This is a genomic window from Ruegeria sp. BC1 (assembly GCF_056539305.1).
The window spans coordinates 196,948-221,817 of sequence record NZ_JBQFUT010000007.1; the positions used below are offsets into that span (position 1 = coordinate 196,948).

The 24,870-nt window shown below is 58.6% G+C and carries 31 protein-coding genes; 15 read left to right on the forward strand and 16 right to left on the reverse strand.

Annotated features, from left to right (window positions below):
* Window positions 1-3: 3 nt before the first annotated feature.
* Window positions 4-387 carry a 50S ribosomal protein L19 gene (gene rplS, locus ACR0IY_RS15765; RefSeq protein WP_480674900.1) on the reverse strand — a complete coding sequence of 128 codons (384 nt, stop codon included), beginning with the start codon at window positions 385-387 and terminating at the stop codon, window positions 4-6.
* Between the two features lie 380 nt (window positions 388-767).
* On the opposite strand from rplS, the gene ACR0IY_RS15770 reads away from it, so the two are divergent.
* Window positions 768-1,568 carry a glycoside hydrolase family 25 protein gene (locus ACR0IY_RS15770; RefSeq protein WP_480674902.1) on the forward strand — a complete coding sequence of 267 codons (801 nt, stop codon included), beginning with the start codon at window positions 768-770 and terminating at the stop codon, window positions 1,566-1,568.
* Here the strand turns inward: ACR0IY_RS15770 and trmD are convergent.
* The 9 genes from trmD to ACR0IY_RS15815 all read right to left on the reverse strand — a co-directional run bounded on the left by trmD (window position 1,565) and on the right by ACR0IY_RS15815 (window position 8,003).
* On the reverse strand, window positions 1,565-2,362 hold the full coding sequence (gene trmD, locus ACR0IY_RS15775; RefSeq protein ID WP_480674904.1) for a tRNA (guanosine(37)-N1)-methyltransferase TrmD: 798 nt from the start codon (window positions 2,360-2,362) through the stop codon (window positions 1,565-1,567). The two genes, ACR0IY_RS15770 and trmD, sit on opposite strands and share 4 nt — an antisense overlap.
* Window positions 2,359-3,174, reverse strand: coding sequence for a molecular chaperone TorD family protein (locus tag ACR0IY_RS15780; protein WP_480674906.1), 816 nt, complete (start codon window positions 3,172-3,174; stop codon window positions 2,359-2,361). Before ACR0IY_RS15780 ends, trmD begins: the two co-directional genes overlap by 4 nt.
* On the reverse strand, window positions 3,174-3,677 hold the full coding sequence (gene rimM / locus ACR0IY_RS15785; RefSeq protein WP_480674908.1) for a ribosome maturation factor RimM: 504 nt from the start codon (window positions 3,675-3,677) through the stop codon (window positions 3,174-3,176). Before rimM ends, ACR0IY_RS15780 begins: the two co-directional genes overlap by 1 nt.
* 146 nt (window positions 3,678-3,823) lie before the next feature.
* Entirely contained in the window at window positions 3,824-4,459 is a 636-nt protein-coding gene (gene bluB / locus ACR0IY_RS15790; protein ID WP_480674910.1) for a 5,6-dimethylbenzimidazole synthase, read from the reverse strand.
* A gap of 12 nt (window positions 4,460-4,471) precedes the next feature.
* On the reverse strand, window positions 4,472-4,861 hold the full coding sequence (gene rpsP, locus ACR0IY_RS15795; RefSeq protein WP_170428928.1) for a 30S ribosomal protein S16: 390 nt from the start codon (window positions 4,859-4,861) through the stop codon (window positions 4,472-4,474).
* 67 nt (window positions 4,862-4,928) lie between these two features.
* Entirely contained in the window at window positions 4,929-5,225 is a 297-nt protein-coding gene (locus ACR0IY_RS15800; RefSeq protein ID WP_050605269.1) for a chorismate mutase, read from the reverse strand.
* 34 nt (window positions 5,226-5,259) lie between these two features.
* Entirely contained in the window at window positions 5,260-5,814 is a 555-nt protein-coding gene (locus ACR0IY_RS15805; RefSeq protein WP_480674913.1) for a GNAT family N-acetyltransferase, read from the reverse strand.
* A complete protein-coding gene (gene ffh, locus ACR0IY_RS15810) occupies window positions 5,815-7,323 on the reverse strand; it encodes a signal recognition particle protein (protein WP_480674915.1) in 1,509 nt (502 codons plus the stop codon).
* A gap of 161 nt (window positions 7,324-7,484) precedes the next feature.
* Complete coding sequence (locus ACR0IY_RS15815; protein ID WP_480674917.1) at window positions 7,485-8,003, reverse strand: hypothetical protein; 519 nt, start codon at window positions 8,001-8,003, stop codon at window positions 7,485-7,487.
* A gap of 88 nt (window positions 8,004-8,091) precedes the next feature.
* Here ACR0IY_RS15815 and ACR0IY_RS15820 point away from each other — a divergent pair, with 88 nt between their 5' ends.
* Window positions 8,092-8,622: a prolyl-tRNA synthetase associated domain-containing protein gene (locus ACR0IY_RS15820; RefSeq protein WP_480674919.1), complete on the forward strand. Its 531-nt coding sequence runs from the start codon at window positions 8,092-8,094 to the stop codon at window positions 8,620-8,622.
* Between the two features lie 92 nt (window positions 8,623-8,714).
* Here ACR0IY_RS15820 and ACR0IY_RS15825 read toward each other — a convergent pair whose 3' ends face one another.
* Window positions 8,715-9,296, reverse strand: a complete 582-nt coding sequence (locus ACR0IY_RS15825; RefSeq protein ID WP_480674921.1) for an FMN-dependent NADH-azoreductase — start codon at window positions 9,294-9,296, stop codon at window positions 8,715-8,717.
* Between the two features lie 118 nt (window positions 9,297-9,414).
* On the opposite strand from ACR0IY_RS15825, the gene ACR0IY_RS15830 reads away from it, so the two are divergent.
* The 3 genes from ACR0IY_RS15830 to ACR0IY_RS15840 are packed head-to-tail and all read left to right on the forward strand — an operon-like array spanning window position 9,415 to window position 11,692.
* On the forward strand, window positions 9,415-10,293 hold the full coding sequence (locus ACR0IY_RS15830; RefSeq protein WP_480674923.1) for a LysR family transcriptional regulator: 879 nt from the start codon (window positions 9,415-9,417) through the stop codon (window positions 10,291-10,293).
* Window positions 10,290-11,219 carry a DMT family transporter gene (locus ACR0IY_RS15835; protein WP_480674925.1) on the forward strand — a complete coding sequence of 310 codons (930 nt, stop codon included), beginning with the start codon at window positions 10,290-10,292 and terminating at the stop codon, window positions 11,217-11,219. The genes ACR0IY_RS15830 and ACR0IY_RS15835 overlap by 4 nt, the downstream gene beginning before the upstream one ends.
* A 59-nt stretch (window positions 11,220-11,278) precedes the next feature.
* Window positions 11,279-11,692, forward strand: a complete 414-nt coding sequence (locus tag ACR0IY_RS15840) for a universal stress protein (protein ID WP_480674927.1) — start codon at window positions 11,279-11,281, stop codon at window positions 11,690-11,692.
* 4 nt (window positions 11,693-11,696) lie between these two features.
* On the opposite strand, the gene ACR0IY_RS15845 is transcribed toward ACR0IY_RS15840, so the two are convergent.
* Complete coding sequence (locus ACR0IY_RS15845; protein WP_480674929.1) at window positions 11,697-12,029, reverse strand: ArsR/SmtB family transcription factor; 333 nt, start codon at window positions 12,027-12,029, stop codon at window positions 11,697-11,699.
* Between the two features lie 84 nt (window positions 12,030-12,113).
* Between ACR0IY_RS15845 and ACR0IY_RS15850 the strand changes: the two genes are divergently transcribed.
* The 6 genes from ACR0IY_RS15850 (at window position 12,114) to ACR0IY_RS15875 (ending at window position 15,780) form a co-directional block, all read left to right on the forward strand.
* Entirely contained in the window at window positions 12,114-13,025 is a 912-nt protein-coding gene (locus ACR0IY_RS15850) for a DMT family transporter (RefSeq protein WP_480674931.1), read from the forward strand.
* 184 nt (window positions 13,026-13,209) lie between these two features.
* Window positions 13,210-13,542 (forward strand): AtpZ/AtpI family protein, encoded by a 333-nt coding sequence (locus ACR0IY_RS15855; protein WP_480674933.1) that lies wholly within the window; start codon window positions 13,210-13,212, stop codon window positions 13,540-13,542.
* 2 nt (window positions 13,543-13,544) lie between these two features.
* The gene (locus ACR0IY_RS15860) at window positions 13,545-14,303 is read left to right on the forward strand and encodes a F0F1 ATP synthase subunit A (protein WP_170328351.1); all 759 of its coding nucleotides are present in this window, start codon (window positions 13,545-13,547) and stop codon (window positions 14,301-14,303) included.
* Window positions 14,304-14,351: 48 nt separating this feature from the next.
* Window positions 14,352-14,576, forward strand: a complete 225-nt coding sequence (locus ACR0IY_RS15865) for a F0F1 ATP synthase subunit C (protein ID WP_005981269.1) — start codon at window positions 14,352-14,354, stop codon at window positions 14,574-14,576.
* Between the two features lie 86 nt (window positions 14,577-14,662).
* On the forward strand, window positions 14,663-15,214 hold the full coding sequence (locus tag ACR0IY_RS15870; protein ID WP_480674936.1) for a F0F1 ATP synthase subunit B': 552 nt from the start codon (window positions 14,663-14,665) through the stop codon (window positions 15,212-15,214).
* A gap of 5 nt (window positions 15,215-15,219) precedes the next feature.
* On the forward strand, window positions 15,220-15,780 hold the full coding sequence (locus ACR0IY_RS15875; RefSeq protein WP_480674938.1) for a F0F1 ATP synthase subunit B: 561 nt from the start codon (window positions 15,220-15,222) through the stop codon (window positions 15,778-15,780).
* A gap of 68 nt (window positions 15,781-15,848) precedes the next feature.
* On the opposite strand, the gene ACR0IY_RS15880 is transcribed toward ACR0IY_RS15875, so the two are convergent.
* Window positions 15,849-16,337 carry a metal-dependent hydrolase gene (locus tag ACR0IY_RS15880; RefSeq protein ID WP_480674940.1) on the reverse strand — a complete coding sequence of 163 codons (489 nt, stop codon included), beginning with the start codon at window positions 16,335-16,337 and terminating at the stop codon, window positions 15,849-15,851.
* Window positions 16,337-17,107: a FadR/GntR family transcriptional regulator gene (locus tag ACR0IY_RS15885; protein ID WP_480674942.1), complete on the reverse strand. Its 771-nt coding sequence runs from the start codon at window positions 17,105-17,107 to the stop codon at window positions 16,337-16,339. Before ACR0IY_RS15885 ends, ACR0IY_RS15880 begins: the two co-directional genes overlap by 1 nt.
* Window positions 17,108-17,257: 150 nt before the next feature.
* Here ACR0IY_RS15885 and ACR0IY_RS15890 point away from each other — a divergent pair, with 150 nt between their 5' ends.
* The 4 genes from ACR0IY_RS15890 to ACR0IY_RS15905 all read left to right on the forward strand — a co-directional run bounded on the left by ACR0IY_RS15890 (window position 17,258) and on the right by ACR0IY_RS15905 (window position 22,910).
* The gene (locus ACR0IY_RS15890) at window positions 17,258-18,457 is read left to right on the forward strand and encodes an aminotransferase-like domain-containing protein (RefSeq protein ID WP_480674944.1); all 1,200 of its coding nucleotides are present in this window, start codon (window positions 17,258-17,260) and stop codon (window positions 18,455-18,457) included.
* A 45-nt stretch (window positions 18,458-18,502) separates the two neighbouring features.
* Window positions 18,503-18,910, forward strand: coding sequence for a hypothetical protein (locus tag ACR0IY_RS15895; protein ID WP_480674946.1), 408 nt, complete (start codon window positions 18,503-18,505; stop codon window positions 18,908-18,910).
* Between the two features lie 139 nt (window positions 18,911-19,049).
* A complete protein-coding gene (locus ACR0IY_RS15900; protein ID WP_480674948.1) occupies window positions 19,050-22,505 on the forward strand; it encodes a chromosome segregation SMC family protein in 3,456 nt (1,151 codons plus the stop codon).
* A 54-nt stretch (window positions 22,506-22,559) separates the two neighbouring features.
* Complete coding sequence (locus ACR0IY_RS15905; RefSeq protein ID WP_480674950.1) at window positions 22,560-22,910, forward strand: hypothetical protein; 351 nt, start codon at window positions 22,560-22,562, stop codon at window positions 22,908-22,910.
* An 88-nt stretch (window positions 22,911-22,998) separates the two neighbouring features.
* On the opposite strand, the gene ACR0IY_RS15910 is transcribed toward ACR0IY_RS15905, so the two are convergent.
* Together ACR0IY_RS15910 and ACR0IY_RS15915 are read right to left on the reverse strand one after the other, a co-directional pair.
* The gene (locus ACR0IY_RS15910) at window positions 22,999-23,322 is read right to left on the reverse strand and encodes a nitrilase-related carbon-nitrogen hydrolase (protein ID WP_480674952.1); all 324 of its coding nucleotides are present in this window, start codon (window positions 23,320-23,322) and stop codon (window positions 22,999-23,001) included.
* Window positions 23,323-23,647: 325 nt separating this feature from the next.
* Window positions 23,648-24,490, reverse strand: coding sequence for an endonuclease/exonuclease/phosphatase family protein (locus tag ACR0IY_RS15915; RefSeq protein WP_480674954.1), 843 nt, complete (start codon window positions 24,488-24,490; stop codon window positions 23,648-23,650).
* Window positions 24,491-24,870 lie beyond the last annotated feature (380 nt).

A 24,870-nucleotide genomic window follows, 5' to 3' on the forward strand; every position in this document is an offset into this window, starting at 1 on the left:
TCCTTACGCCTCGGCGCCAGCCTTGGGCTTGTAGTTGGTGACTTCTGCGATACGTGCGGACTTACCACGACGCGAGCGCAGGTAGTACAGTTTGGCGCGACGAACGCGGCCACGGCGGACAACGGTGATGCTGTCGATGTTGGTCGAGTGCAGCGGGAACACACGCTCCACGCCTTCGCCAAACGAAATCTTACGAACGGTGAACGAGCCGGCAATGCCGCTGCCGTTTTTGCGCGAGATGCAGACGCCTTCATAGTTCTGCACACGGGTGCGCGAGCCTTCGGTCACTTTAAAGCCGACACGGATGGTGTCACCGGCTTTGAAATCGGGGATGTCTTTCCCCAGGGCGGCAATCTGTTCCGCCTCAAGCTGTGCGATCAGGTCCATCGCAGTTACTCCTATCTGCTCGTGGTTGGTCCACGAAGTTTGGGCACGGTCCGAGAGCTCTTGGTCTTCACCGGGTCCTGCGTGCAGCCCGCCAGAGTTCAGATCGAATGTTTCTTTGGTCCGGTCCGCCCTGACACGCCGTGGCTGAAGAAAGCCTTGCGTTGCGCCATGATGCAAACCAAAACACCGGAGTCGCGCGGACGCGGCACCGGATTGCGGTGCTTTACGGGTTTTGCGGGCAGGGATCAAGACAAAATCGCCGTATTTTCAAGCTCAGGCGGTGGGTTTTCGCCGTCCGCGAAATACGCCGTTGCCTTGTGAGGCTGATCGGGCATTCTGGTCTCAATTATACGAGCAGAAATTTAAAACAGGAACATATCATGCGCACTGCGTTGATGCTGGCCGCTATGGCCTTTGCGACCCTGTCCTGCGGTCGCAGCAGCCCTCCGCCTCAACAGGTCGAGGCGAAAGCCTTTTTGGATACCACGTCCCCGTCGGTGATTTTCCCGGCTTTCGGCGATGCCGACCCGCATGACTGGGACGGTCGCCATCCCGGCCATTACCCCGTGCACGGACTGGATGTTTCCCGCTGGCAGGGGCCGATTGACTGGCACAGGGCTAAGGCGTCAGGTGTAAGTTTTGTGTTCATCAAAGCGACCGAGGGCGGTGATGTGGCCGATCCGATGTTCGATGATCATCGGCGCGGCGCTCAGGCGGCCGGGGTGCCGTGGGGGGCGTATCACTATTACTATTTCTGTCGGCCCGCGCATGAACAGGCCCGGTGGTTCATTGAGAACGTACCAAAAGGGGCCGATCTGCCACATGTGCTGGACATGGAATGGACGCCCCATTCAAAAACCTGCACCCTGCGCCCGGATGGCCGCACCGTCCGGGCCGAGGCGAAGCGGTTCCTCGACATCCTCGAGCGTCACTACGGCCGTCGCCCGATTGTATATACCACTGTGGATTTCTACGGTGATACCGAAATTAACCGCCTGGCCAAAACCGAATTCTGGTTGCGTTCGGTGGCCGGTCACCCGCGCAATGTCTACCCCGGCGCGATCTGGAGGTTCTGGCAATATACCGGAACCGGTCTGGTGCCAGGTGTGCAGGACAAGGTGGACATCAACACGTTCAATGGCCCGCCGGATATCTGGTCGCGCTGGAAAGCCGGGGGTTAATCCGGTTTCTTCAGAAAGCGCTCCCACAGATCGGGCCGCCGTTCGCGGGTGATCTGTTCTGACATCTCGTGGCGCCAATCGGCAATACGGCCATGGTGACCCGACATCAGGACGTCCGGGATTGGGTGGCCTTTCCATTCGGCGGGGCGGGTGTATTGAGGGTGTTCCAACAGGCCCGAGGAAAAGCTTTCCTCTTCGGCAGAAGCCTGATTACCAAGCACCCCGGGGATCAACCTTACCGTCGCGTCGATCAGTGCCTGCGCCGCAATCTCGCCGCCGGTCATTACGAAATCGCCCAAGCTGACCTCCTGAACGCCATAGTGTTCAAGCACCCGCTCGTCCACCCCTTCGAACCGGCCACACAGCAAGGTCATGCCGTCGCACCGGGCGAGGTTCTGCATCATCTGCTGGTCCATGCGGCGACCGCGTGGGCTGAGGTAGATCAACGGCCAGTTGCCTTGAATGCCCGCCATCGTGTGTTCGATTGCTTCGCCTAGCACATCAGCACGCAGTACCATGCCCGCGCCACCACCTGCAGGTGTGTCATCCACATTACGGTGCTTTCCAACACCGAACTGACGCAGATCGACGGTTTCCAGCTGCCACAACCCCTCTTGCAACGCTTTGCCGGTCAGGCTTTCGCCCAAAACTCCGGGAAAGGCCGAAGGGAACAGGGTGATGATCTTGGCCTTCCACACCCCATGCAGGTCGGGCGTTGGGGTCAGCAATTCACGCGGCTTTAGCGTTGGGCGGATCGCCTTGCGACCGTAGGATTTACTCGGTTTATCAGTCATGTCGTGCCGATCAACGTTTCTTTCGCGTGTTCAATGAGGGCCTGCTTTTGCGCCATCAGCGCGGCTTCGTCCAGTCGCGAGCGGTTCAGGTCCAGCAGTTCGGCCAGAACGTCCTCGGGCAGTCGATTGTTGGTTTTCGTGGGTGGCACCAAAAGCTTGGCCTTGTCGCGCGGCAGCCCCAGGTATTCGGCAAAAGGCGTGCCGGGGCCAAAGCGGCGCAACTGCAATTCTTCCAGCCATTCCGACGTCACTGTGACCGAGGGGAGTTTGTCGCGGATCTGGTCCACAGTTTCCTCAAGCGCGGGGAGGTGACCCATGTTCGACTGGAAAGTGTCGAAATCCTGCACCTGACGCATGCGTTCCAGATCATGCGCCCACAGGCTGCGCAGCCAGCCGCCACGCTGACGTAGGGACAGGTATACAGTGATATCGACCTGTTGGCCGGAAAACCGGTGTCGGATCGCCTCGACCAGACAGGCTGCAAGTTCCGGCGCGGCTGCATATCCCTGTTCAATATTGCGGCTGGGGCGCAGGCCGGCGAAGTTCTCTTCGCTGACAATCAGCCCGCGTTTGTCACCGAAATCGAGCGTATCCAGAAAGGCACGCATCTGAGTGCCAAATTCAGAGAGGGTACCAACCGTGCCATATACCGAGTGATTGGTCGCGGCGCGTGACAGGCCGGAGTTGCGGGTGCGATAGGGCAGAACCAGTGCGAAATGCGGCCAGATCAAATCGCGGTTTTCGTAGAGGAAGGACTGCGCCGCAGTGGTGCCCGTCTTGTGCAGGCCCAGATGCAGCAGGACGCGTCGCATCAGATCAGGCCCTCGGGCGGGTCGGCGATGATACGGCCTTTGTCCAGATCGATCGTCGGCACGGCCTCTAGGGTAAAGGGCAACAAAACGGTTGTCTTAAGCCCAGGACCATGCAGCTCCAAAAGGTCGGTGGCGCCGTGGTTCTGCACGGATTTGACCCGGCCCAGCAGGGTGCCGCCGGTGTCGTAGACCTCAAGCCCGATCAGGTCGGTGTGGTAGAATTCATCGTCCGGCAGCGATGGAAGTTGATCGCGTCGCGCAAACAGGCGCAGGCCGTTGATGGCATCCGCCTGTTCCTTGGTCTCGATCCCGCCCAGCCGTGCGGCAAATCCGTTCTTGATCGGGCGCGTCAGAACCAGCGGATAGCGTTCCTTGCCCTGTTCGTCGGTCAGGGGGGAATAGCTCTCGATGTCTTCGGGCACGGCACAGAAGCTTTTCAGCCGCACCTCGCCCCGTACACCGTACGAGCCTGCAATGCTGCCTACGCAGATCAGATCACTCATTTTGACCTTCCGTTGTCATACATACCCCGTCCTGCCATTGCCCGCGTGCGGTGCAGGCCTCACGCTGGTTCGAGCGTTCGAAGAACACACCAACAATAAAAGCGATCATCAGCAGGATGGGAAGTCGTAACAGCCCGAACATCCGCCTATCGTACCTCGATAGCCAGGCTGTCGTCGCGGCATTCCCAGCCAACCTGTTCCAGTTCCGGCGTGTCCGACAGGACTTCGGGCCAGCCGACGCAAAAATAGCCGATCAGACGCCAATTGTCCGGCACGTTCAAATCGCGCACCATTTGATCAGGGTCAAAAATGGACACCCAGCCCAAACCCAGCCCTTCGGCCCGCAAGGCCAGCCAGAACAGGGTGATGGCCGACACCACGGAATAGCGCCGCATTTCGGGCATTGTTCCGGCACCCAAACCTTGCCCCTTGTCAGTGGCATCATCACAGAACACGGCGAGTTGCACGGGTGCCTCTTGCATCCCCGACAGTTTTAGCTGGCTGTATAGCTGCGCTTTTTCGCCGGAATACCCTTCCAGCGCCTGTGCGTTGGCGGTTTGGAAATTCTCAAGTGCCGCAGCGCGTGCGGCCTCGCTTTCGACGCGTATGACGCGCCAGGGTTCACTCAGCCCCACCGAAGGGGCGAGCCGAAATGCGTCGAGGCAGCGCGTCAGCACTGCCTCGTCTATTGCGTCGGTGCGAAACCGGCGCACATCGCGCCGGAGCCGCATCAACAGATCGAACTGCGTGCGAAAATCGTCGGAAAAAGTCTGATCCCGCACGCGCCCGCCTGCTTATTCTTCTGCCGCAGCTTCTTCAGCCGGTGCAGCAGCGGCTTCGGCCGCCTCAGCAGCCTTTGCGGCTTTTTCTTCAGCGCGTTCCTGAGCTTTCTTGCCCGGAGTACCCTTGTTGGGGTTGTTACGCTCGGCCTTTTCACGGGTGCCGGCTGCTTCCAGCATACGTGCGATACGGTCGGTGGGCTGTGCGCCCTGATCCAGCCAGTACTGAACGCGCTCCATGTTCATTTTTACGCGCTCTTCGCTGTCTTTCGGCAGCAGCGGGTTGTAGGTGCCCAGCTTTTCGATGAAACGACCGTCGCGCGGCATGCGGCTGTCAGCAGCCACGATGCGGTAGAAGGGACGTTTTTTCGAGCCGCCGCGGGCGAGACGAATTTTCATTGCCATGGTGGTATCTCCTTTGGATGGCATCACGCCAGAGGCGTGTCTTTGTAGAGACCGGGATCGTTTCCGGCTAATTCTGGTGTTTCTTGTGGTGTCGGATGACTTCCTGAATGATGAAATTCAGAAAAGCCTTGGCGAAATCGGGGTCCAGATCGGCCTCTTTCGCCAGGTCTTCTAACCGTGCGATCTGCGCTGCCTCGCGCGAGGGATCGGACGGGGGAAGGTCGTGTTCGGCCTTGAGCTTGCCAACGGCCTGCGTGTGCTTGAATCGCTCGCCCAGCGTATAGACAAGGATCGCATCCAACCGGTCGATGCTTTCGCGGTGCTCTTTCAACAGCGTGGCAGCCTGTGTCACGGGGTTGGTCATTGGCCGGTCCTTTCGGAAATCAAGGCGATGATGCTCATGCGTAGGCCTCCATCCCGCCATCCACCAGATCGGCGGGGGCAGGGTGACGCCAGACTTCGCTGGAGCCGAATTGGGGGTGTTCGTAAGTGTAGTCGAACTTTGCACCCAGTCGTTTGGCGACAGCCTTGCTGGCATGATTGTCCGGGGCAATAAGGGAAATTGCCGTGTCCCAGCCCAGTATGTCATAGGCATGTGCGCGCGCGGCCAGAGCGGCCTCGGTCGCGTAGCCTTTGCCGGTTGCGTGGTTCATCAAGGTCCAACCGACTTCGGGTTCGGGCCAGCCTTCTGGGAACCAAAGGCCAGCGCGGCCGACATAGGTGCCGGTGCCTTTTTCTTCGATCCCCCAGAAGCCATACCCGCGGAGCGCCCAATGTCCCAAAAGCATTGCGATCATGCGCCAGGTTTCGTCCTGGCGTTTGCGACCGCCGACAAATTCTGACGCGTCACTGGCGTAGAACTCTGCTTCTGCCTCCAAATCAGCCTCGGATGGCGCGCGCAGGATCAGACGCTCGGTCTCAAGCCGGGGGATATGATGCGCAAGGGCGTTCATCTATTTCTTTTTCCCGAACCCGCTGAGGCCAGGGGGCAGGGCCATGCCGCCGCCCATGCCGGGCATGCCGCCAGGCATCTTGCCGCCCATCGCTTTGGCTGCCTGTTCCAGCGCCTTGGGATCCATGCCTGCGGCCATTTCCTCAGGTGATGGGCCGCCTTTGCCGAACATGCCTTTCATGGCCTGTTTCAGCATCTTGCCTTTGCCCATCTTGCCCATCTTCTTCATCATGTCCGACATTTGCCGGTGCATCTTGAGCAGCTTGTTGAGGTCGCTGACCTCCATCCCCGAACCGGCAGCGATCCGTTTTTTGCGGCTCGCTTGCAACAGCTGCGGATTGGCGCGTTCGCGCTTTGTCATCGACTGAATCATGGCGATCTGGCGCTTGAGCACCTTGTCGTCCATGCCGGCCTCTTCGACCTGTTTGGCCATCTTGCCCATGCCCGGCATCATGCCCATCATGCCCTGCATGCCGCCCATCTGGATCATCTGTTCCAGCTGCATTTTCAGGTCGTTCATATTGAACTGACCTTTGATCATGCGCTTCATCATGCGCTCGGTCTGTTCGATCTCCATCGTTTCCTGGGCTTTTTCGACCAGAGCAACGATGTCACCCATGCCCAGGATACGACCTGCGATCCGGTCCGGCTCGAAGGTTTCGAGCGCATCCATCTTCTCACCCAGACCCACGAAGCGGATCGGCTTACCCGTGACTGCGCGCATAGACAGCGCCGCACCACCGCGCCCGTCACCGTCCATCCGGGTCAGGACCACGCCCGAGATGCCAACCTTGGCGTCGAATTCCTCGGCCACTTCAACGGCGACCTGACCTGTCAGGCCGTCGACCACCAGCAGTGTCTCTCGCGGATCGACCGCATTGCGGACCTGCTCAACCTCATCCATCAGCACTTCGTCAATGTGCAGACGACCGGCAGTGTCGAGCATGTAGACGTCATACCCACCCAGCGTCGCCTGTTGCTTGGCGCGTTTGGCGATATCGACGGGTTTCTGGCCGGGAACGATTGGCAATGTATCGACGCCGACCTGAGTACCCAACACTGCCAGCTGATCCATCGCCGCTGGTCGGTAAACGTCCAGCGAGGCCATCAGGACCTTTTTGCCCTCTTTCTCTTTCAGGCGCTTGGCGAGCTTGCCGGTTGTGGTCGTCTTACCCGAGCCCTGCAGGCCGACCATCAGGATCGGGGCAGGCGGGTTGTCGATCTTGAGCTTGCCGGGGTCTTCCTCGCCACGCAGCACATCGACCAGTGCGTCATGCACGATCTTGACGACCTGCTGACCGGGGGTAATCGACTTGGTCACCGCTTGACCGGTGGCCTGATCCTGCACTTTCTTGACGAACTCACGCGCGACCGGCAACGAGACGTCGGCTTCGAGCAGTGCAACCCGAACCTCACGCAGGGCGGTCTTGACGTCTTCCTCGGACAGAGCGCCCTGTTTGGTCAGCCGGTCAAAGACGCCAGAGAGGCGTTCGGATAGATTTTCAAACATGCCTTCGGCCTCCTTAGCCGGTTATCTGGTGGCGCCTCCTAGATAGGATGTGCCGGTTAAATGCACAAACGCCCCCACGGGCGAAACTCGCTGGTGGGGGGCGATCCCTGATCGACTCAAGGGACCGGAAGATCACATGCTTCCGGATGTTGGAGGGGGCTTTAGGCCGATTGGCTGTCAGAGTCAACCTTGCGGGTCGGAAGCCAGTCATTGACCTCATCGACCAACCGATGCGCGCCACTGCCGCTGGAATATGCCTCTACAATGGGATGCCGCCCTGCGCTCATGCCTTTGTTCAGTATGAGAACAGGTCGATAGAGGGTCGTCGTCCCCTTATCGCTTCTCGAAACTGTACTTTCGATTTCTGCATGGGACAGGTTTGAGAGCGTATGTTCCACCGCCTCATAGCCGAAAACTGATTGCCGCCGGATCACGATGCTGTTTTTGCTGCGATCCAATATGACCTGCACGCGACGTACAAAGGCACAGAATGCGCCAAATCCCAGCCCACCGCCGCCCAGGGCGAAGATCAGACCAAACAGGATCGCTTCGCCGCCTTCGCTCATCAAGAACAGGCCGGGGCCAACGAAGGCGAGGATAAAGAAAACCAGCGTAATGCCGATGAACCACGGGGTGTCCGAGAGGATCAGCTGGCTTGGCGTATTTCGTGTTACTTTCATGGCGGCACGCTAGCACCGAATTCCTGACCTGTCGTGCCTTGAATTTGCCTCTGTGTTACGCGATGAGCGAGCCATACAGGAGGTTCCTATGGACGCATCATCTGCCTTTCAGGACACTTTGCCTATCAGTTCCGATGTGCTGTTGGCGCAGTTGGATGACTGGGGGCTGGCATACCGGCTGCACTCTCATATCCCGCTGCGTACGGTCGAGGACGCCAAGGGCGTTGAGGATCAGTTTTTGGTGCCGGGCGAAAATGCGCTGCGGCTCAAGAACCTGTATCTACGTGACAAGAAAAAGCGAAACTATCTGGTGACGCTGGAACAAAGCCGCGAGCTTGACCTTAAGGCGCTGGGTGCCGAACTGGGCGCGGGCAACCTGTCCTTTGGCTCGGCAGATCGCCTTATGCAGAATCTCGGCATCCGCCCCGGCGCGGTTAGCCCGCTGGCGATGATCAATGGGGTTGAGAACAATGTGCGGTTCTTCATGGACGGCGCGGCGCAACAGGCGGATGTTATCTATATGCACCCGTTGGTGAATGATCGGACCGTTGCGATCGCACGTCCCAATTTTCTGACGTTTTTCGACCGGATAGAATGCGAGGTGAACTGGCTACCGTAGTATATGCGCCATGAGGCGCGTGCCTCCGGCGGGAGTGTTCCAAAAAAGATGAAATGCGGGCGCCCATGTGGCGCCCGGTTTCGGTGTTGGGGTCAGGCGGCCAGTTCGGTCACGGCGGCCTGAGCAGAAGCCAGCGTTTCCTCGGGGTTCAGCGCCAGTTGGTCGGCGGCGATGATCTCGACCTCGCGGATGCCAATGAAACCCAGAACGTGGCGGGCATATCCGGTGGCGAAATCGATCTCGGATCCGACGGTGGTGCCGCCCGAGGCGACAGCAAGGATCGCGCGCTTGCCCTCCAGCAGACCCTCGGGGCCGTTTTCGGAATAGGCAAACGTCAATCCCGCGCGGGCCACCAGGTCGATCCAGGCCTTGAATACTGCGGGCACCGAGAAGTTGTAGATTGGAAGCCCGATGACGATTGTATCGGCTTGTTTAAGCTCTTCCACCAACTCATCCGAAAGCGCCAGATGGTCACGCTGCACTGCGTCGCGCTGGTCAGTAGGGGTGAAGTTGGCGTTGATCCAATCTTCGGTCAGCAACGGCAGGGGGCTGGCCAGGTCGCGGCGGATGATGCGCCCGGCCTTCAGGTGCTTGACGATACGGTCCGACAGGTCACGGGAAGCGGACCCTTCGCGGCGGGCAGAGGCGTCGATGTGCAGGATTGTCTTGGTCATGTTGTGTGTCCTAACAGGTGTGAATTCGCGTCTGGCTCCAATATGAGCGTTGCTTGCATGAACAAAACTCTGATAAGTTAACATCAGGTGTTAAAATTTGCACACTGGAAAAGATTCAATGGACAACTGGGATGAAGTCAGAACGGCCTATCAGGTCGCACGTATGGGAACGGTCAGCGGCGCGGCCGAGGTGCTGGGCGTACACCATGCCACCGTTATCCGCCACATAGATGCGATCGAGGCGCGATTGGCGGTCAAACTGTTCCAGCGCCACGCGCGGGGCTATACGCCAACCGAAGCCGGGGAAGATCTGCTGCGCGTGGCGCAGGCGACGGAGGATCAGTTCAATCAATTGGTCGGGCGGATGAAGGGCCGAGGCGACGATGTCTCGGGCGAATTGGTGGTCACTTCGTTGTCCTCGCTGGCCCCTCTGGTCGTGCCCGTGCTCAGCGAGTTTCAAAAGGCGCATCCGGGATTGATCGTGCGCTATCTGACCGGTGATCGTCTATTCCGCCTGGAGTATGGCGAGGCGCATGTGGCCATCCGGGCGGGTTCAGCCCCAGACCAACCGGACAATGTGGTACAACCTTTCATCACTCAAGAAGTCGGCCTGTATGCAAGTGCGGACTATGTGGAACGCAATGGGAAGCCCTCAGGGGTTGAAGACTTTGTTAATCATAGTTTCGTCAGTGCCGATGACGAAAGCAGCCGTGCCCCGTTCGCGCGCTGGCTGCGCGCGACAGTGCCTGCCGAAAACATCACCTTTCGCTGCACCAACAACTTTTGCATCCGTGAGGCGGTGCTGGCTGGTGCCGGGATTGGCGCGATGGCCCGGTGGGAAGCCACCCGCGCGCCCAACCTGATCGAGGTCATAGACCCTCTGCCGGAATGGTTCGGGAACCTGTGGCTTGTCACGCATGTCGATCTGCACCGTACGACCAAAGTTCAGGCGTTTCTGACATTCCTAAAGGATCAGGCCAAAGGTTGGTTGCCTTGAGTCAGCAGGCCCGTGGTCACCTGGCTATGCTGACGTTTTCGGCGCTGGTGGCGGGCAGCTTTTCACTGGGTTCGGTTGTCGCAAATCTAATCGCGCCCGAAGCCATCACGGTCTTGCGCTTTCTAATCGCTTCGGTGCTGATCGGCATCGCAGCGAAAGTGACCACTGGCCTGCCGCGCAGCGCGGCGCAAGCCCCGTGGCGTTATCTGGTATTGGGCGGGCTGTTCGCCAGCTATTTTGTGCTGATGTTTCATGGGCTGAAAACTGCACCACCCGTCAGTACCGCCGCTGTGTTCACATTGACCCCTGTACTGTCCGCTGTGGCGGGATGGGTCTTGCTGCGTCAGGTCACGACGCCCCGGATGGCTTTGGCGCTTACCGTTGGGGCAATTGGTGCGCTCTGGGTCATTTTCCGGGCCAATTGGCAGGCGTTTCTGGCCTTTGAGCTGGACCGTGGTGAAATCATCTATTTCTGGGGTTGCGTGGCCCATGCCATTTATACGCCCATGGTGCGCAAGCTGAACCGTGGGGAACCGGCGGTGGTGTTTGCCTTTGGGACGCTGGTGGCCGGAAGCGTGTTGCTTTTGGTGTATGGCTGGTCCGACATACTTGCGACCAATTGGATGGCGCTGCCTTTGATCGTCTGGGTGGTGGTGCTGTATGTTTCCGTCTTTGCGACTGCGGCCAGTTTTGTATTGGTGCAGTATTCCACCCTGCACCTGCCTTCGGCCAAGGTGATGGCTTACACCTACCTGATCCCCAGCTGGGTGATCCTGTGGGAGATCGCGCTGGGCAACGGCGCTCCGGTCGCGCTTGTTTTTGTTGGGGTGGTTCTGACATGTATCGCGCTTTTGATGTTGCTAAAGCCAGAGGATCAGGTTCGCGCGACTTCTTCGGCGGCGAAACTGGATGGTTCTGACCATTGAGGTAGATCAAAGTTGACATATGCGATTTTCTCTATGCTTTCGCCGAGGAGGAGATTTCTATGTTCAACCACATCATGTTCCCCGTCGATCTGCATCTGCCGCCCGAGGTTCGCAAAGCCGCCGATGTCGCCGCTCAAGTCGCGCAGTGGCAGGGGGCCAAAATTACTGTCGTCAGTGTAACAGGCACCCAGCCGGGCGACGTCGCCCAAACCTACGAAGCCGCGAACGAAGAGCTCAGCGTCTTTGTAAATCAATTGGCCGAGGAAAGCGGAGCCGACGTGGCGTTTCGCAATATCCACTCGGTCGATGTCGCCGCTGAGGTGGACGGAGACCTGACGCGCGCAGCCGATGAAATCGGTGCCGACCTGATTGTTGTCGGAACACACGCGCCGAGGATCATGGACTACATCTTTTCAAGCCACGCCGGCTATCTGGCGAAACACGCCGGCGTTTCGGTCTTTGTAGTCCGGTGAGTCGTTATTCTTTCGTGGCGGGCAGTTCGATCTCGAGAAACCGTTCGAAGGCATCCAGATTGACCGGTTCGAACTGTCCGAACCCCTGCATCCAGACTGAGGCGGCGCGCAACGCGTCGGGTTCCAGTTTGCACCATTTCACCCGGCCCCGTTTTTCCTGACTGATCAATCCGGCCTTGGTCAGGATCACCAGATGTTTTGAGATTGCAGCCAGCGACATCTCGAACGGCTCGGCCACGTCTGTGACGGCCATGTCATCTTCCAGCAGCATAGCAAGGATGGTGCGGCGGGTGGGGTCGGCAAGGGCTGCAAATACGGTGTCGAGGGCGTTGGACATGGCTCTTTCCTAATACGCAGGAACCGGTTTGACAATTTCCGCACCCACGCCATGCTGCGCCGGAACTAGAAAGGGGGCGTGGCGATGCCGTTGAAATACTGGATGGTTATCTGCATCCTCGGCATCGGTTGGGGCATGTCTTTCATGTTCAACGCAGTTTTGCTGCGGGAACTCGGGCCATTTTCGGTCTCGATGGGGCGCGTTGGCTTCGGGGCGCTCGGGTGCTGGATCTATGTGCTGGGCCGACGTTTGCCGGTCCAGTTGACGTTTGGGCGTGCCGCGGGGCTGTTAGGCTTTGGCGCGCTCAGCTACGCAGCGCCATTTGCGTTTTATGCGCTGGGCCAGCAGCATATAGGCGCGGGTGTCGCCGGGATTGTGAATGCCACAACGCCAGCCTTTGCCGTCATCGTCTCGCATTTCTGTCCCAGGGGCGAGCGGGCTACGTTGCTCAAATCACTCGGCGTGATCTGCGGTTTCACCGGTATCGTCGTGCTGTCCCTGCCGCTGTTGCAATCGGGCGCAAAGTCCGAGTTCTGGGCTGTTCTGCTCATCATTCTCGCCCCGGTCTGCTATGCCTTCTCGGTCAATTTCGCCCGTGCGTTCCGGGATATGCAGCCCGTTGTTCTGGTGGCGCTGGCCCTGACGGGCGCGACGCTGGCGATTGCGCCGCTGGCGTTGTGGCAGGACGGGCTGCCTCATATCACCCGGGCCGAGACCTGGGCCTCACTTCTGATGATTGGATTTGTCCTGACCTCGGCGGCGTTCATCGCGTTTTACTGGCTGCTGCCAAAGGTCGGACCAACCAATATCTCAACCGTCACCCTGATCGCCCCGGTCTCGGCGCTGGTGCTGGGAACATCGGTTCTGGGTGAGGCACTTTTGCCGGAACATCTGATCGGCATGGCGGCTATTTTTGCGGGCCTGCTGCTGATCGATGGGCGCATCATCAGGCGCTGGCAAGCAGACAGGGGTAACAAAGATCAACCAAATGGTTGAATATACGGATTTAGGCTCATTGGCCTGATCCGTCACCAAAGCAAATCGCCGCGTCTCCGGACGTCCCAGATTTTTAGCATAAAAATCTGGGGCTTAGCGGCGACCTAAGTGCGACCTCAACCCCGTTGACTCTGTGCGCCTTGCCCCTTAGCACCCTACTCAAGACTGAGCGAGGATAACGCCCGTGACCGATGATGACCAAAAGCAGCGTATGGCGCAGCTTGAGGCCAAGATCGAGGCGGCGAAAAAGGCGAAACAGCCGAAACCTCGTGCAGATGCTGACGTGTCCGGGGGCGAGCTTGCCTGGAGGATGGTCATCGAAATGGTATCCGGTCTGGGGATCGGATTTGGCATCGGATACGGGCTGGACAGCCTGCTCGGGACGATCCCGATCTTTCTGGTGCTGTTTACATTGCTGGGCCTTGTCGCCGGAGTGAAAGTTATGCTCCGCAGCGCCAAAGAGGTTCAAGAGAAACAAACGGCGGCAAACGCGGCCGATAAGGACGAGAGGGACTGAACGTGGCAACTGAGACCACCGCAGCAGAAGGCAGCAGCCTGGTATTCCACCCGATGGACCAGTTCATCGTTAAGCCGCTGTTTGGCGACGGGGCGGTCGGCATGTTCACGGTCACCAACGTGACCTTGTGGCTGTTCTTCGCGGTACTGGCTGTGGCTGCTCTGCTGGTTCTGCCCACGTCCAAGCGCGCAATCGTGCCTAGCCGGATGCAGTCGATCGCGGAACTGACCTACGGCTTCATCTACAAGATGCTGGAAGACATCTGCGGCAAGGAAGGCGTCAAGTTCTTCCCCTATGTCATGACCCTTTTCATGTTCATCGTCAGCGCGAACTTCCTGGGCCTGATCCCGACCTCGTTCACCACCACGTCGCACTTCGCGGTTACCATCCCGCTGGCGCTGGCCGTGTTCCTGACCGTGACCATTCTGGGTTTTGTCAAGAACGGAGCAGCATTCCTGGGTCTGTTCTGGGTCTCCAGCGCGCCTCTGGCGCTGCGTCCGATCCTCGCGATCATCGAGCTGATCTCGTACTTCGTGCGCCCCGTCAGCCATTCCATTCGTCTTGCCGGTAACGTCATGGCTGGCCACGCGGTTATCAAGGTTTTCGCAGGCTTCGCTGCGGTCGCCGTGATCTCGCCCGTGTCCGTACTGGCGATCACTGCAATGTACGGCCTCGAGGTCCTGGTGGCCTTTATCCAGGCCTACGTATTCACCATTCTGACCTGTGTTTATCTGAAAGATGCGCTGCATCCTTCGCACTAAGGTCTGATACCCCAACATCGAAACTTCCAATTCGTAAGGAGATACATCATGGAAGGCGATCTCGCACACATCGGCGCAGGCCTGGCAGCAATCGGTTCCGGCGCAGCCGCAATCGGGGTGGGCAACGTTGCAGGCAACTTCCTGGCCGGCGCCCTGCGCAACCCTTCGGCGGCTGCTTCGCAGACCGCAACCCTGTTCATCGGTATCGCATTCGCAGAAGCGCTGGGCATCTTCGCATTCCTGGTCTCGCTGCTGCTGATGTTCGCCGTCTAATCTGCGGAACCTGATCCTTACGCGCAGGTGGGCCCAAGCCATAGCGGCCCACCTGTTGTAAAGACAACGTTCCGACGGAGGACATCATGGCGACAGAACCCGTATACGAAGAGATTGCAGGCACCTGCGTTGACTCTCATGGGTCGGCGATTGGTATGCCGCAGCTCTGCTTCGATTGGTTCCCCAACCAGATTTTCTGGCTGGTCATTACGCTGGTCGTCATCTTTCTGGTCCTGTCTCGCGTGGCACTGCCGCGCATCGCGGCAATCCTGGCTGAACGTCAGGGGACCATTACAAATGACCTGGCTGCGGCCGAAGATCTGAAGGCCAAAGCGGTCGAGGCTGAAGAGGCCTATAACAAGGCGCTGGCCGATGCCCGTGCCGAAGCGCAGCGGATCGCTGCCGAAGCCCGTGCTGAAATCCAGTCTGACTTGGATGACGCGATTGCAAAGGCGGACGCGGAAATCGCTGCAAAGGCGGCTGAATCGGAAAAGGCAATTGCCGAAATCCGTGCCGGTGCGCTGGAAAGCATTCAAGTGGTTGCCAAGGACACGGCGGCTGAACTGGTTACCGCACTGGGCGGCGAGGCGGATGCCAAAGCCATCGACGGTGCCGTTGACACGCAGATGAAAGGATAAGTGACATGCGGAACACTCTTGCCCTTATCCTGACCGTCGGTGCAGCCAGCCCGGCATTCGCCGCAAGCGGTCCGTTTTTCTCGCTTGGCAACACCGACTTTGTCGTTCTGCTGGGCTTCATCGTCTTCATTGCGGTCCTGTTCTACTTTAAGGTCCCCGGTATGATCGGCGGGGCCCTGGACAACCGTGCCGAAGGCATCAAGTCCGAGTTGGACGAAGCTCGCGCCCTGCACGAAGAAGCCCGCAGCCTGCTGGCCTCTTACGAGCGCAAGCAGCGTGAAGTTCAGACGCAGGCGGACGCAATCGTGGCCGCAGCGAAGGACGACGCCGTGCTTGCAGCTGAACAGGCCAAGGCTGATCTGGAGAAATCCATAGCCCGCCGTCTGGCCGCGGCGCAGGATCAGATCGCATCGGCTGAAGCTTCGGCTGTCAAAGAGGTTCGCGATCAGGCCATCACCGTAGCTGTTTCAGCAGCCAATGCGGTTCTGGCCAAGCAGATGACTGCGACCCAGGCAAACAAGCTGATCGACGCTGCGATCGCAGATGTTGGCGACAAGCTGCACTGATCGTACTGATCAAATGACTTAAGAAAAACCCGAGGGTCTAGGACTCTCGGGTTTTTTTGTTTGCGACTCTAGATATTTTTCTTTGATTTGCGCCAGGTCATGACCCAAACGAGTAGGGCAATCACTGTGATCAAAATCTCAACCTTGAAAGTCCAGTGACTGAGAAATGAAAAAACCCAATGTGAATGAGTCGCCTGCACCGAGACCAAAGGACGTGTCGCGTCCGAAAAGGGCCACAACCATGCAACCTCACCTGCGATCGAATCCAGCAGCATGTGAACCACCCCGCCAGCACCAAAGAAGGTCAGGAAGGTGCCGGTCTGCTCAAGCCATCGCCGGATCAGAAGGCCGACTAGAAGAAAGCCCACCCAGATGATCGGGCGATGTGTCAGATAAGAGTGATGATGGTGTCCGCGATCATCAACCAGATAGAACCACAGCATGTCGATATCCGGTGCAACAGCCCCGATCATTGCAGCCGTGAAGGCAAGCTTGCTCAAGTTGGGCGCTGTTGCTCGGAAGATCAAATAAGCACTTGGTAGATGCCCGATGAACATTAGGCCTCTCCAGTCTCGTGCTTCAACCGCTGCTGCGCGACAGCCTCATTGCGAAGGGCTTTCTGATGGTCCTCCATGCAACGCTGTACAAAGTCCAGATGTTGGTGGATTGCGTTCCGTGCCCCCTCGGGGTCGCGCGCCTGAAGGGCGGTATTGACAGCGCTGTGCTGGTCCAGAATGGCATCCCGGGTCGTGTGTTGCTGAAACATCATTTGCCGGTTGTAGAATACGCCTTGCTGTAGCAGGTCATACATCGATCGCATCATGTGCAGCATCACCACGTTGTGGCTGGCTTCGATGATGGCCATATGGAACTGGGCGTCCAGTCGGGATTCGTCATCGGGCGCATTGCGTGCATGGGCCGCCTTCATCTTGTCGAATATTGCCTGAACGACCTTCAGATCGCTGTCCGATCCCAGTCGCGCGGCGCGTTCGGCGGCCAACCCTTCCATATCGCGGCGGAACGAGAGGTAGTCGAACACCGCCTCGTCATAGCTGCCAAACAAGCGCACAAGCGCAGGGGAAAAGGCCGAGCCAAGAACCTCGGCTACATATATGCCCGATCCGGCTTTGGCCGTTAGAAGCCCTTGCTGTTGCAGGTCCGATATGGCGTCGCGCAGCGACGGGCGCGATACGCCTAGCCGTTCGGACAGTTCGCGTTCAGCCGGAAGGCGCTCTCCGGGGCGCAAGATGCCGCGCAGAATCAATAGCTCGATCTGTTTCACGACGGATATTGAGAGCTTTTCGGTCTGAATTTTCTGAAAGGGCATGCGGGTATTTCCAAAATTGGTCAAATCATATGACCACGTAATCCGGGTTGTTTCAAGAAAGCGGTACCGGTGTGTTGAATTAATAGGTCAGAACTATTGACTTTAATGCCGCGATACCTAGTCTGCCGGCTGTGAGAGGGGAGGAGACTCATGTCGACGAAAGACCTGTTTGCCACGCGGACGTCGCGGATGAAGGCGTCCGAGATACGCGAATTGCTCAAGCTGCTGGACCAGCCGGGGATCATTTCCTTTGCGGGCGGTATTCCCGATCCGGCCTTGTTTCCTGCAGATGGGTTTGCAGCGGCGTTTCAGAGTGCTTTGGGGCCGGACAGTCAGGCGCAAGCGCTGCAATATTCGGTCAGCGAAGGATACGTGTCGCTGCGCGAGTGGCTGGTCGATCACATGCGCCAGATCGGTATAGACTGCGGGTTGGATAACATCCTGATCACGTCGGGCTCGCAACAGGCGCTGGACTATCTGGGCAAGCTGTACCTGTCTCCAGGCGACACGGCGCTGGTTGGCTGGCCGACTTATCTGGGCGCGCTTGCGGCCTTCAACGCGTATGAACCACGTTTTGACAGGCTCTCTGTCAATGGTAACAGAGGGGTGGCTGAATATCAGGCCGCGGCCGGTGATGGGGCCGTCAAATTCGCTTATCTGTCGCCGGATTTCGCGAACCCGACGGGTGAAACCGTTGACCTGCGTGGTCGGGAAGCCTTGCTGGACTTGGCCGAGAATCTCAACTGTGCAGTCATCGAAGACGGCGCCTATCAGGCCCTGCGTTATGACGGGGCACCGATCCCGCCGGTTCTGGCCCTGGAACTGGCCCGCAAGGGCTCAATCGAAAAGTGCCGGACCATCTATTGCGGCACTTTCTCGAAAACCCTTTCGCCAGGCCTTCGGGTCGGTTGGGTTGTGGCGGCGAAGCCGGTAATCTCGCAATTGGTGTTGATGAAGCAGGCCGCCGATCTGCATTCTGCCACGATCAACCAAATGGCCATTGATCATGTTGCGCGGGCTTGTTTTGACACGCATATTCCCATGCTGCGCCAAGTCTACGGTGCGCGCCGTGATGCCATGCTGAGCGCGCTCAAAGACCATATGCCTGAAGGCGTGGAATGGACCAAGCCCGAGGGTGGCATGTTCATCTGGGTGACACTGCCAAAAGGTATGAGCGGGGCTGATTTGCTGGAACGCGCGCTTGAGACGGTCAAAGTGGCGTTTGTACCCGGTCAGGCCTTCTTTCCCGATGGCTCTGGCGCCAACACAATCCGGTTGAGCTTTTCGAATTCAGACGAGGCCACGATCCCCGAGGGTATTCGCCGTTTGGGAGACGTTTTGCGCGCCTGAGCAATGGAAAGGATCTGTTAACCAAATTGCGCCAATGCTGGGCACATGATCCGGTATCTGTCCCTCCTGTTGCTGGCCGCATGTTCGGCGGGCACCCCTTATTTTCGAGATGCACCCGCCACCCGTGTTGCCGTGAACGGTAGTGTCTTTGATGTGCGCGTGCGCGGGGAACTGGCCGAGGCGGTGCGGGTCAACATGCAATACGCCCCACGGTTGGGCCCGATCCGCGATCGGGCCGGGCTGGCCATGGCGCAGGTTTCCCGCTGTCCCATCCTAGATGTTCTTGGCGATGCGGCAGTGACGGTCGGTGTATTAGCATGTGATCGCGAAGCCGGGGAAAGGCTGCTGCTGACCGCAATCTCGACCCCGAACTATGAATGCGTCGACTATGGCATCTATGAGAATGTGGGAAAGAACTCGGGCTATCAGGTTTTTGAGTGCACGCCTTACTGATTTACGCGTTTTCCTGCGCATTTCGGCAAGATATTGTGGATAAGTCGGGGTGTTATCCCATATCCTGCGTAACTCCGTTGACTCAGCCCCAATCTGTTGCGCAGACTTTCAGATATAGGAATCACGGGACTCATTGCCTTTGCGTTTCAGCAAACTCAAACTGACGGGCTTTAAAAGCTTTGTTGATCCGACCGATCTGATCATCGCTGACGGTCTGACCGGCGTGGTGGGTCCGAATGGCTGCGGTAAGTCCAACCTTCTGGAAGCTTTGCGCTGGGTGATGGGGGAAAACCGACCCAAATCCATGCGTGGTGGTGCCATGGAGGATGTGATTTTCGCCGGAGCGGCCACACGTCCGGCCCGTAACTTTGCCGAAGTTGTCCTGACCATGGATAACTCGGAACGGCTGGCGCCTTCGGGGTTTAATGACAGCGACCAGCTGGAAATCATCCGACGGATCACGCGCGATGTGGGCAGTGCCTATAAGACCAACGGCAAGGACGTGCGGGCGCGTGATGTGCAGATGCTGTTCGCCGACGCCTCGACCGGTGCGCATTCACCGGCGCTGGTTGGGCAGAACCGGATTGCCGAGCTGATCAACGCTAAACCCCGCGCCCGCCGCCGCATTCTGGAAGAGGCCGCCGGGATCTCGGGCCTTTATCAGCGTCGGCACGAGGCAGAGCTGAAGCTAAAAGGCACCGAGGCCAATCTGACCCGCGTCGATGACGTACTGGAACAGCTGGGCACGCAACTGGCGCAACTTGCCCGTCAGGCACGGCAGGCTGCTCGCTATCGCGAAATCGGAGAACAACTGCGTCAGGCCGAAGGGATGCTGCTGTACCGTCGCTGGAAAGAGGCGGACGAGGCCCGCCAGCAAGCCGAGGACAAGCTGCGTGAACGGATCACCGAAGCCTCCCGCGCCGAGGCCGACGCCCGCGCCGCTGCCGCCAAGCGGTCTGAGATCGAAGAAACCCTGCCACCCCTGCGCGAAGAGGAGGCCATTGCCGCCGCCGTCTTGCAGCGCCAGCAGGTGCAGCGTGATGCGCTGGCGGATCAGGAAACTCGCGCTCGTCAGACCATCGAAACCCTGACCAACCGCATTCAGCAGCTGGGCAATGATATCGAACGCGAAACTGGCCTGAACCGCGATGCGGGCCAGATGATTGAGCGGCTGGAATGGGAAGCCCGGGAACTGGCCAAGGCCGCCGAAGGCCATGAGGACAAGCTGACCGAGGCCGCGGAAATTGCCCATGATGCCGCTGCCGTCCTGCAGGATCGCGAGGAGCACCTGTCGCAGGAAACCGAGGACATGGCGCGCCTTGTCGCCCGACACCAATCCGCTCAACGCTTGGTCGAGGACAGCCGCAAGACGCTTGCCCGGTCTGAGGGCGAAGAGGAAAAAGCTCGTGCTGCCGTTGCGGACGCCAAAACGGCGTTGACGCGTGCCAGTGAAGCTTTTGAAGCTGCGCAAGAAGGCGAAGAAGAAGCCCGCGAGGCAGCCGAGGCCGCCGAAGAGGCGCTGGCCGCTGCCGATGAGCTGCGCAATGACACTCAAGCGCGAGAGGCCGAGGCCCGCGCGCAACGCTCCGAGGCCGAAGGCGAGTTGGGCGCGATCCGGGCTGAGACGACGGCGCTGGCCAAGCTGGTTGAACGCGACACTGCCGAAGGAGGGCAGGTGCTGGACCTGCTGCGGGTGGCGCCGGGTTATGAAAAGGCGTTGGGCGCGGCGTTGGCCGATGATCTGCGCGCGCCGCTGGTCGAAGGCGATGGGCCGTCAGGTTGGGTGCAGGTGGCTGGTTACGATGCCGATCAACCGTTGCCCGAAGGGGCTGAGCCGCTGGCGCTGCATGTGTCTGGTCCCGATCGCCTGAGCCGCCGGATCGCTCAGATAGGGCTGGTGGATGCGGATCAGGGTGCTCGTTTACAGGCGTCTTTGAAACCGGGGCAGCGGTTGGTGTCACGGTCCGGTGATCTGTGGCGCTGGGACGGGTTCCGCGCGTGGGCCGAGGATGCACCAAGCGCTGCGGCCCTGCGGTTGGAACAGCTGAACAAGCTGGAGGCGCTGAAACAGGAACTCACCCGCACCGAGGCGCAGGCCGAAGGTGCCCGTGCTGCGCATGAGGCGCTGTCGCAACAACTGGCCGATGTCACCGAGGCTGATCGCCGTGCCCGCGAAGCCCGCCGTGCCGCCGATCAGCGCATGGCAGAAACCGCGCGTTTGCTCAGCCGGGCCGAGGCGGATCGCAATCTTGCGCAGGGCAAGCTGGAAACGCTTAGCCTTGCAGTTGACCGGCACAAAGAAGATGCCATGTCCGCCCGCGCGCAACTGCGTGAGGCCGAAGGCGCATTGACCGGTCTTGGTGACCTCGACAGCGCCCGTGCTCAGGTCGAGGACATCAAGCAAACAGTCGAAGCCGCTCGGATCACCATGCTGACCCACCGCTCGTCCCATGATGAGTTGCGGCGGGAGGGCGATGCCCGTACGCGCCGGTCGCAGGAGGTGACAAAGGACCTAAGCGGTTGGAAACACCGCCTGGAAACCGCCGAGAAGCGGATTTCCGAACTGGCCGAACGCAAGGAAAGCTCCGAAGAGGAACTGACCGAGGCGATGGCTGCGCCCGCCGAGATTGCCGAGGCGCGTGAGGAACTGAACGAACTGATCGAAGCGGCTGAAGCCCGCCGCGCCGAGGCCGCCGACAAGTTGGCCGAGGCCGAAACCCAGCAGCGCGAGGTTGTTCTGGCTGAGCGCGAAGCGGAACGGATGGCTTCTGAGGCGCGAGAGTCCCGTGCTGCGGCTGAGGCGCGGTGTGATGCGGCCAAAGAGAGTGTCACCGCAGCGGCAGAGCGCATTGCCGAGGATCAGCAACTGACCCCAAACCAATTGCTGAACCAATTGGATGTAAACCCGGACCAGATGCCTGCAGCAGATGCATTGGAAGCCGAAGTGAACCGCCACAAACGCCAGCGTGATGCGATGGGCGCGGTAAACCTGCGCGCTGAAGAAGACAGCAAAGAAGTTCAGGAAGAGTTCGACACGCTGAACTCAGAAAAGTCCGATCTGGAAGAGGCGATCAAGGCCCTGCGCAGCGGCATCGCCAGCCTCAACCGTGAGGGTCGTGAGCGCCTGCTGACCGCGTTTGAACAGGTGAATTCGAATTTTGCCATGCTGTTCAAGCACCTGTTCGGCGGTGGCGAGGCCAATCTGGTCATGGTTGAAAGCGACGATCCACTGGACGCAGGGCTTGAGATCATGTGCCAGCCGCCGGGCAAGAAGCTGTCGACCCTCAGCCTGCTGTCGGGGGGTGAGCAGACCCTGACCGCCACGGCGCTGATCTTTGGTGTTTTCCTTGCCAACCCGGCCCCGATCTGTGTTCTGGACGAGGTCGACGCGCCGTTGGACGACGCCAACGTCACACGGTTCTGCGATCTGCTGGACGAGATGTGCCGCCAAACGGATACCCGCTTTCTGATCATCACCCACCACGCGGTGACAATGGCACGGATGGACCGGCTCTTCGGTGTGACCATGCAGGAGCAAGGTGTCAGTCAGTTGGTCTCGGTCGATCTGAAGAAAGCCGAGCAGATGGTCGCCTGACCGCTCACCTCAACGTTATGACCTTCTTTGGGTGCAACGGGTTAAGCTGGCAGCATGACCCGAATTCTGATCCTTGCCTTTCTGTCCACAGGCCCGGTTTTGGCCGCTGAGTGGCCTACCAAACCCGGAGACATTCCTCTGACCGCCGAGCAATTGGATGCATTGGCGGGCCGAACACTGACCTTCTACGATGACGGTCAGGCCAAGTTCTCAGCCGGAGGGGCGTATTCCTATACCTATGCCAGTGGAGATGCTGCTTATGGCACCTATTCCATTGCGGAAGACGGCAGTGTCTGCATTGCCTACCGCAACGGTTTCAGTCGCTGCGACCTGTATGTGCGCAACGGCGAGAGGCTGATTCTGATTGATGAGAAAGGGGATCGGTATCCGGTGCGACCGGAGTGAGGGCGAACATGCGTTGCTAGTGTTTTCTATGAATGGCTGGTGTGCGGACTAAAGCAGCCGATCCTGTTCCGATCACCTATCTCTGCATTCACTCCGGTACGTATCGTGGATAGGTCGCCTTGCTCGTTTTGGCGAAGTCCAAGTCGATTTCGGCGGTAGCGAAGGGATCGTCTGTGTCAGTCGTCGCCAAGACGTTTCCCTCAGGGGCGATGATCCAGGCCAAACCACCAAGATCGGGGCCGTTGCCTTTAGGTGCCCATAGATTTGAAGAAAGACAGTACGCGCCTGAACAAACAGCCGCCGATTGCCCACCTGCCAGCCACTTTTCAACTGAACCATGAGGCGTGGCACGCGGAACGCACAGCAAATCCACCCGCGAAGCAGCATAGTGTCGCGCCCATTCGAAGAACACATTTCAGTACAGATTTGGACACCAAGCCGCGTACCATGCAGACGAGCGGTATCGAAACGTTTTTCGCCACGATCATACCAGGTGTGTTCATAATATCCGGGCTCATCGGGGAGATAATACTTGTCATGGAACGAAGTCGCGGTATCCGTCTTTCTCGACCATACAAAAGCTTGGTTGCGTCGACTACCGACCGCATTCTTCAAGAAATCAGAGGGATGCCTATGGTTTCAGAAACGATCAGCAGCATTTGGCGAAATTGGCACGGTGCGGTCATTCGGTACATTCGGCATGAACGACTGCTTTACGGACGAAAGAAACTCTTCGCTCAGCGGAGTTCCACTCTGGCTAAAACGCCAAGGTGATCGGAACCCAACTTTGGGCGCATCTCAATTGAGCCTATAGCACCTTTTGGCACGATAACATTGTCAATCGGCAGTGGTAGTAGCCAAATTCCAGGCGAATACGAGCTTCGGGCCCTTCCCAAAAATTCATTACCGGCAGCCTTTCTTATCCTCTGAACGCTTGCACCCCAGGGAACCATGTTGAAGTCACCGGAAATAACAACTGGACCATCCAGCTTTTTGATCCTCTCCGAAACATTGCGGCTTTGGTTGAACTGCCCGTAAGGAAAGGGCCATTCTAGGTGTACCGACATGAACCAGACCAGACGATTGTCTGGAAGTACGACTTTAACGCCGGCAATTCCCTCAACCGGAAAGCAGAACTCTGATCCGGGGACTGTGGCCAACGACGTCAGGATAGCCACCTCTTGTTTGGGCCTGAACTCACAGGATATGGAGAAAGCGTAATGATCGAACAGTTTGGCCATGTATTGGCGATTGTGATCGGATACTTCTTGAAGGGTCACCACCTGGGCAGTCGAAGAGACAATATCGTCGGCAAGCTGATATCGCGGCCAAGCCTTTGAGTGTAAATTCTTTTGATAAAGTGTAATGCAGTGGCTTTCGCAATTCTCCTCTGCGCGCAAGAAATCCGGTGCAATGGAGGTAATGGCAACACTTGCGAGCACCAAGGACACAAGAGAGAAACGCCGGAAATTCAGAACCCAAAGCGCAGCGGCAAGAAACACGAGTAGAGCTGCAGAGACCGGACGAACAACCGCGAACGAGTCGCCCGGCGGAAAGACCTTACCGGTAAATCCAAGCAAAATCGCTCCGGCCAGAGACACTGCCAGTGCTAATACTATGAATTGCACAACCCTGGCGAGCACTCTTTCTTTCTTGCCTCCTTTACTAGAAGCCGACATGACACACGGATGAGCCATTTAACTGCTGACGTCCATTGGGACATCGACTCGAACCAGCATGGAACTTGTCACTTATTGGAGCAAGCCGGTAGCAAGGTGACCTCTTTTTAATGCCACTTTGGGCTCGGTGCGGTCATTCGGTGCATTCGGCATGAACGACTGCTTAGCGGACAAAGCGGACGTACGTTGCAAGTGCTCCAATGCCTGGTATGTTAAATTTCGCCATAAAATTGGCTGCATTCGCTACTATTAAAGTTTTGTATTGGTTACGGAAATACGCA

Excerpts from the sequence above, each read along its gene's own strand:
- rplS (WP_480674900.1), bottom strand. The coding sequence starts at position 387 with ATGGACCTGATCGCACAGCTTGAGGCGGAACAGATTGCCGCCCTGGGG.
- ACR0IY_RS15770 (WP_480674902.1), top strand. The coding sequence starts at position 768 with ATGCGCACTGCGTTGATGCTGGCCGCTATGGCCTTTGCGACCCTGTCC.
- trmD (WP_480674904.1), bottom strand. The coding sequence starts at position 2,362 with ATGACTGATAAACCGAGTAAATCCTACGGTCGCAAGGCGATCCGCCCA.
- ACR0IY_RS15780 (WP_480674906.1), bottom strand. The coding sequence starts at position 3,174 with ATGCGACGCGTCCTGCTGCATCTGGGCCTGCACAAGACGGGCACCACT.
- rimM (WP_480674908.1), bottom strand. The coding sequence starts at position 3,677 with ATGAGTGATCTGATCTGCGTAGGCAGCATTGCAGGCTCGTACGGTGTA.
- rpsP (WP_170428928.1), bottom strand. The coding sequence starts at position 4,861 with ATGGCAATGAAAATTCGTCTCGCCCGCGGCGGCTCGAAAAAACGTCCC.
- ACR0IY_RS15800 (WP_050605269.1), bottom strand. The coding sequence starts at position 5,225 with ATGACCAACCCCGTGACACAGGCTGCCACGCTGTTGAAAGAGCACCGC.
- ACR0IY_RS15805 (WP_480674913.1), bottom strand. The coding sequence starts at position 5,814 with ATGAACGCCCTTGCGCATCATATCCCCCGGCTTGAGACCGAGCGTCTG.
- ffh (WP_480674915.1), bottom strand. The coding sequence starts at position 7,323 with ATGTTTGAAAATCTATCCGAACGCCTCTCTGGCGTCTTTGACCGGCTG.
- ACR0IY_RS15815 (WP_480674917.1), bottom strand. The coding sequence starts at position 8,003 with ATGAAAGTAACACGAAATACGCCAAGCCAGCTGATCCTCTCGGACACC.
- ACR0IY_RS15820 (WP_480674919.1), top strand. The coding sequence starts at position 8,092 with ATGGACGCATCATCTGCCTTTCAGGACACTTTGCCTATCAGTTCCGAT.
- ACR0IY_RS15825 (WP_480674921.1), bottom strand. The coding sequence starts at position 9,296 with ATGACCAAGACAATCCTGCACATCGACGCCTCTGCCCGCCGCGAAGGG.
- ACR0IY_RS15830 (WP_480674923.1), top strand. The coding sequence starts at position 9,415 with ATGGACAACTGGGATGAAGTCAGAACGGCCTATCAGGTCGCACGTATG.
- ACR0IY_RS15840 (WP_480674927.1), top strand. The coding sequence starts at position 11,279 with ATGTTCAACCACATCATGTTCCCCGTCGATCTGCATCTGCCGCCCGAG.
- ACR0IY_RS15845 (WP_480674929.1), bottom strand. The coding sequence starts at position 12,029 with ATGTCCAACGCCCTCGACACCGTATTTGCAGCCCTTGCCGACCCCACC.
- ACR0IY_RS15850 (WP_480674931.1), top strand. The coding sequence starts at position 12,114 with ATGCCGTTGAAATACTGGATGGTTATCTGCATCCTCGGCATCGGTTGG.
- ACR0IY_RS15865 (WP_005981269.1), top strand. The coding sequence starts at position 14,352 with ATGGAAGGCGATCTCGCACACATCGGCGCAGGCCTGGCAGCAATCGGT.
- ACR0IY_RS15870 (WP_480674936.1), top strand. The coding sequence starts at position 14,663 with ATGGCGACAGAACCCGTATACGAAGAGATTGCAGGCACCTGCGTTGAC.
- ACR0IY_RS15875 (WP_480674938.1), top strand. The coding sequence starts at position 15,220 with ATGCGGAACACTCTTGCCCTTATCCTGACCGTCGGTGCAGCCAGCCCG.
- ACR0IY_RS15880 (WP_480674940.1), bottom strand. The coding sequence starts at position 16,337 with ATGTTCATCGGGCATCTACCAAGTGCTTATTTGATCTTCCGAGCAACA.
- ACR0IY_RS15885 (WP_480674942.1), bottom strand. The coding sequence starts at position 17,107 with ATGCCCTTTCAGAAAATTCAGACCGAAAAGCTCTCAATATCCGTCGTG.
- ACR0IY_RS15890 (WP_480674944.1), top strand. The coding sequence starts at position 17,258 with ATGTCGACGAAAGACCTGTTTGCCACGCGGACGTCGCGGATGAAGGCG.
- ACR0IY_RS15895 (WP_480674946.1), top strand. The coding sequence starts at position 18,503 with ATGATCCGGTATCTGTCCCTCCTGTTGCTGGCCGCATGTTCGGCGGGC.
- ACR0IY_RS15905 (WP_480674950.1), top strand. The coding sequence starts at position 22,560 with ATGACCCGAATTCTGATCCTTGCCTTTCTGTCCACAGGCCCGGTTTTG.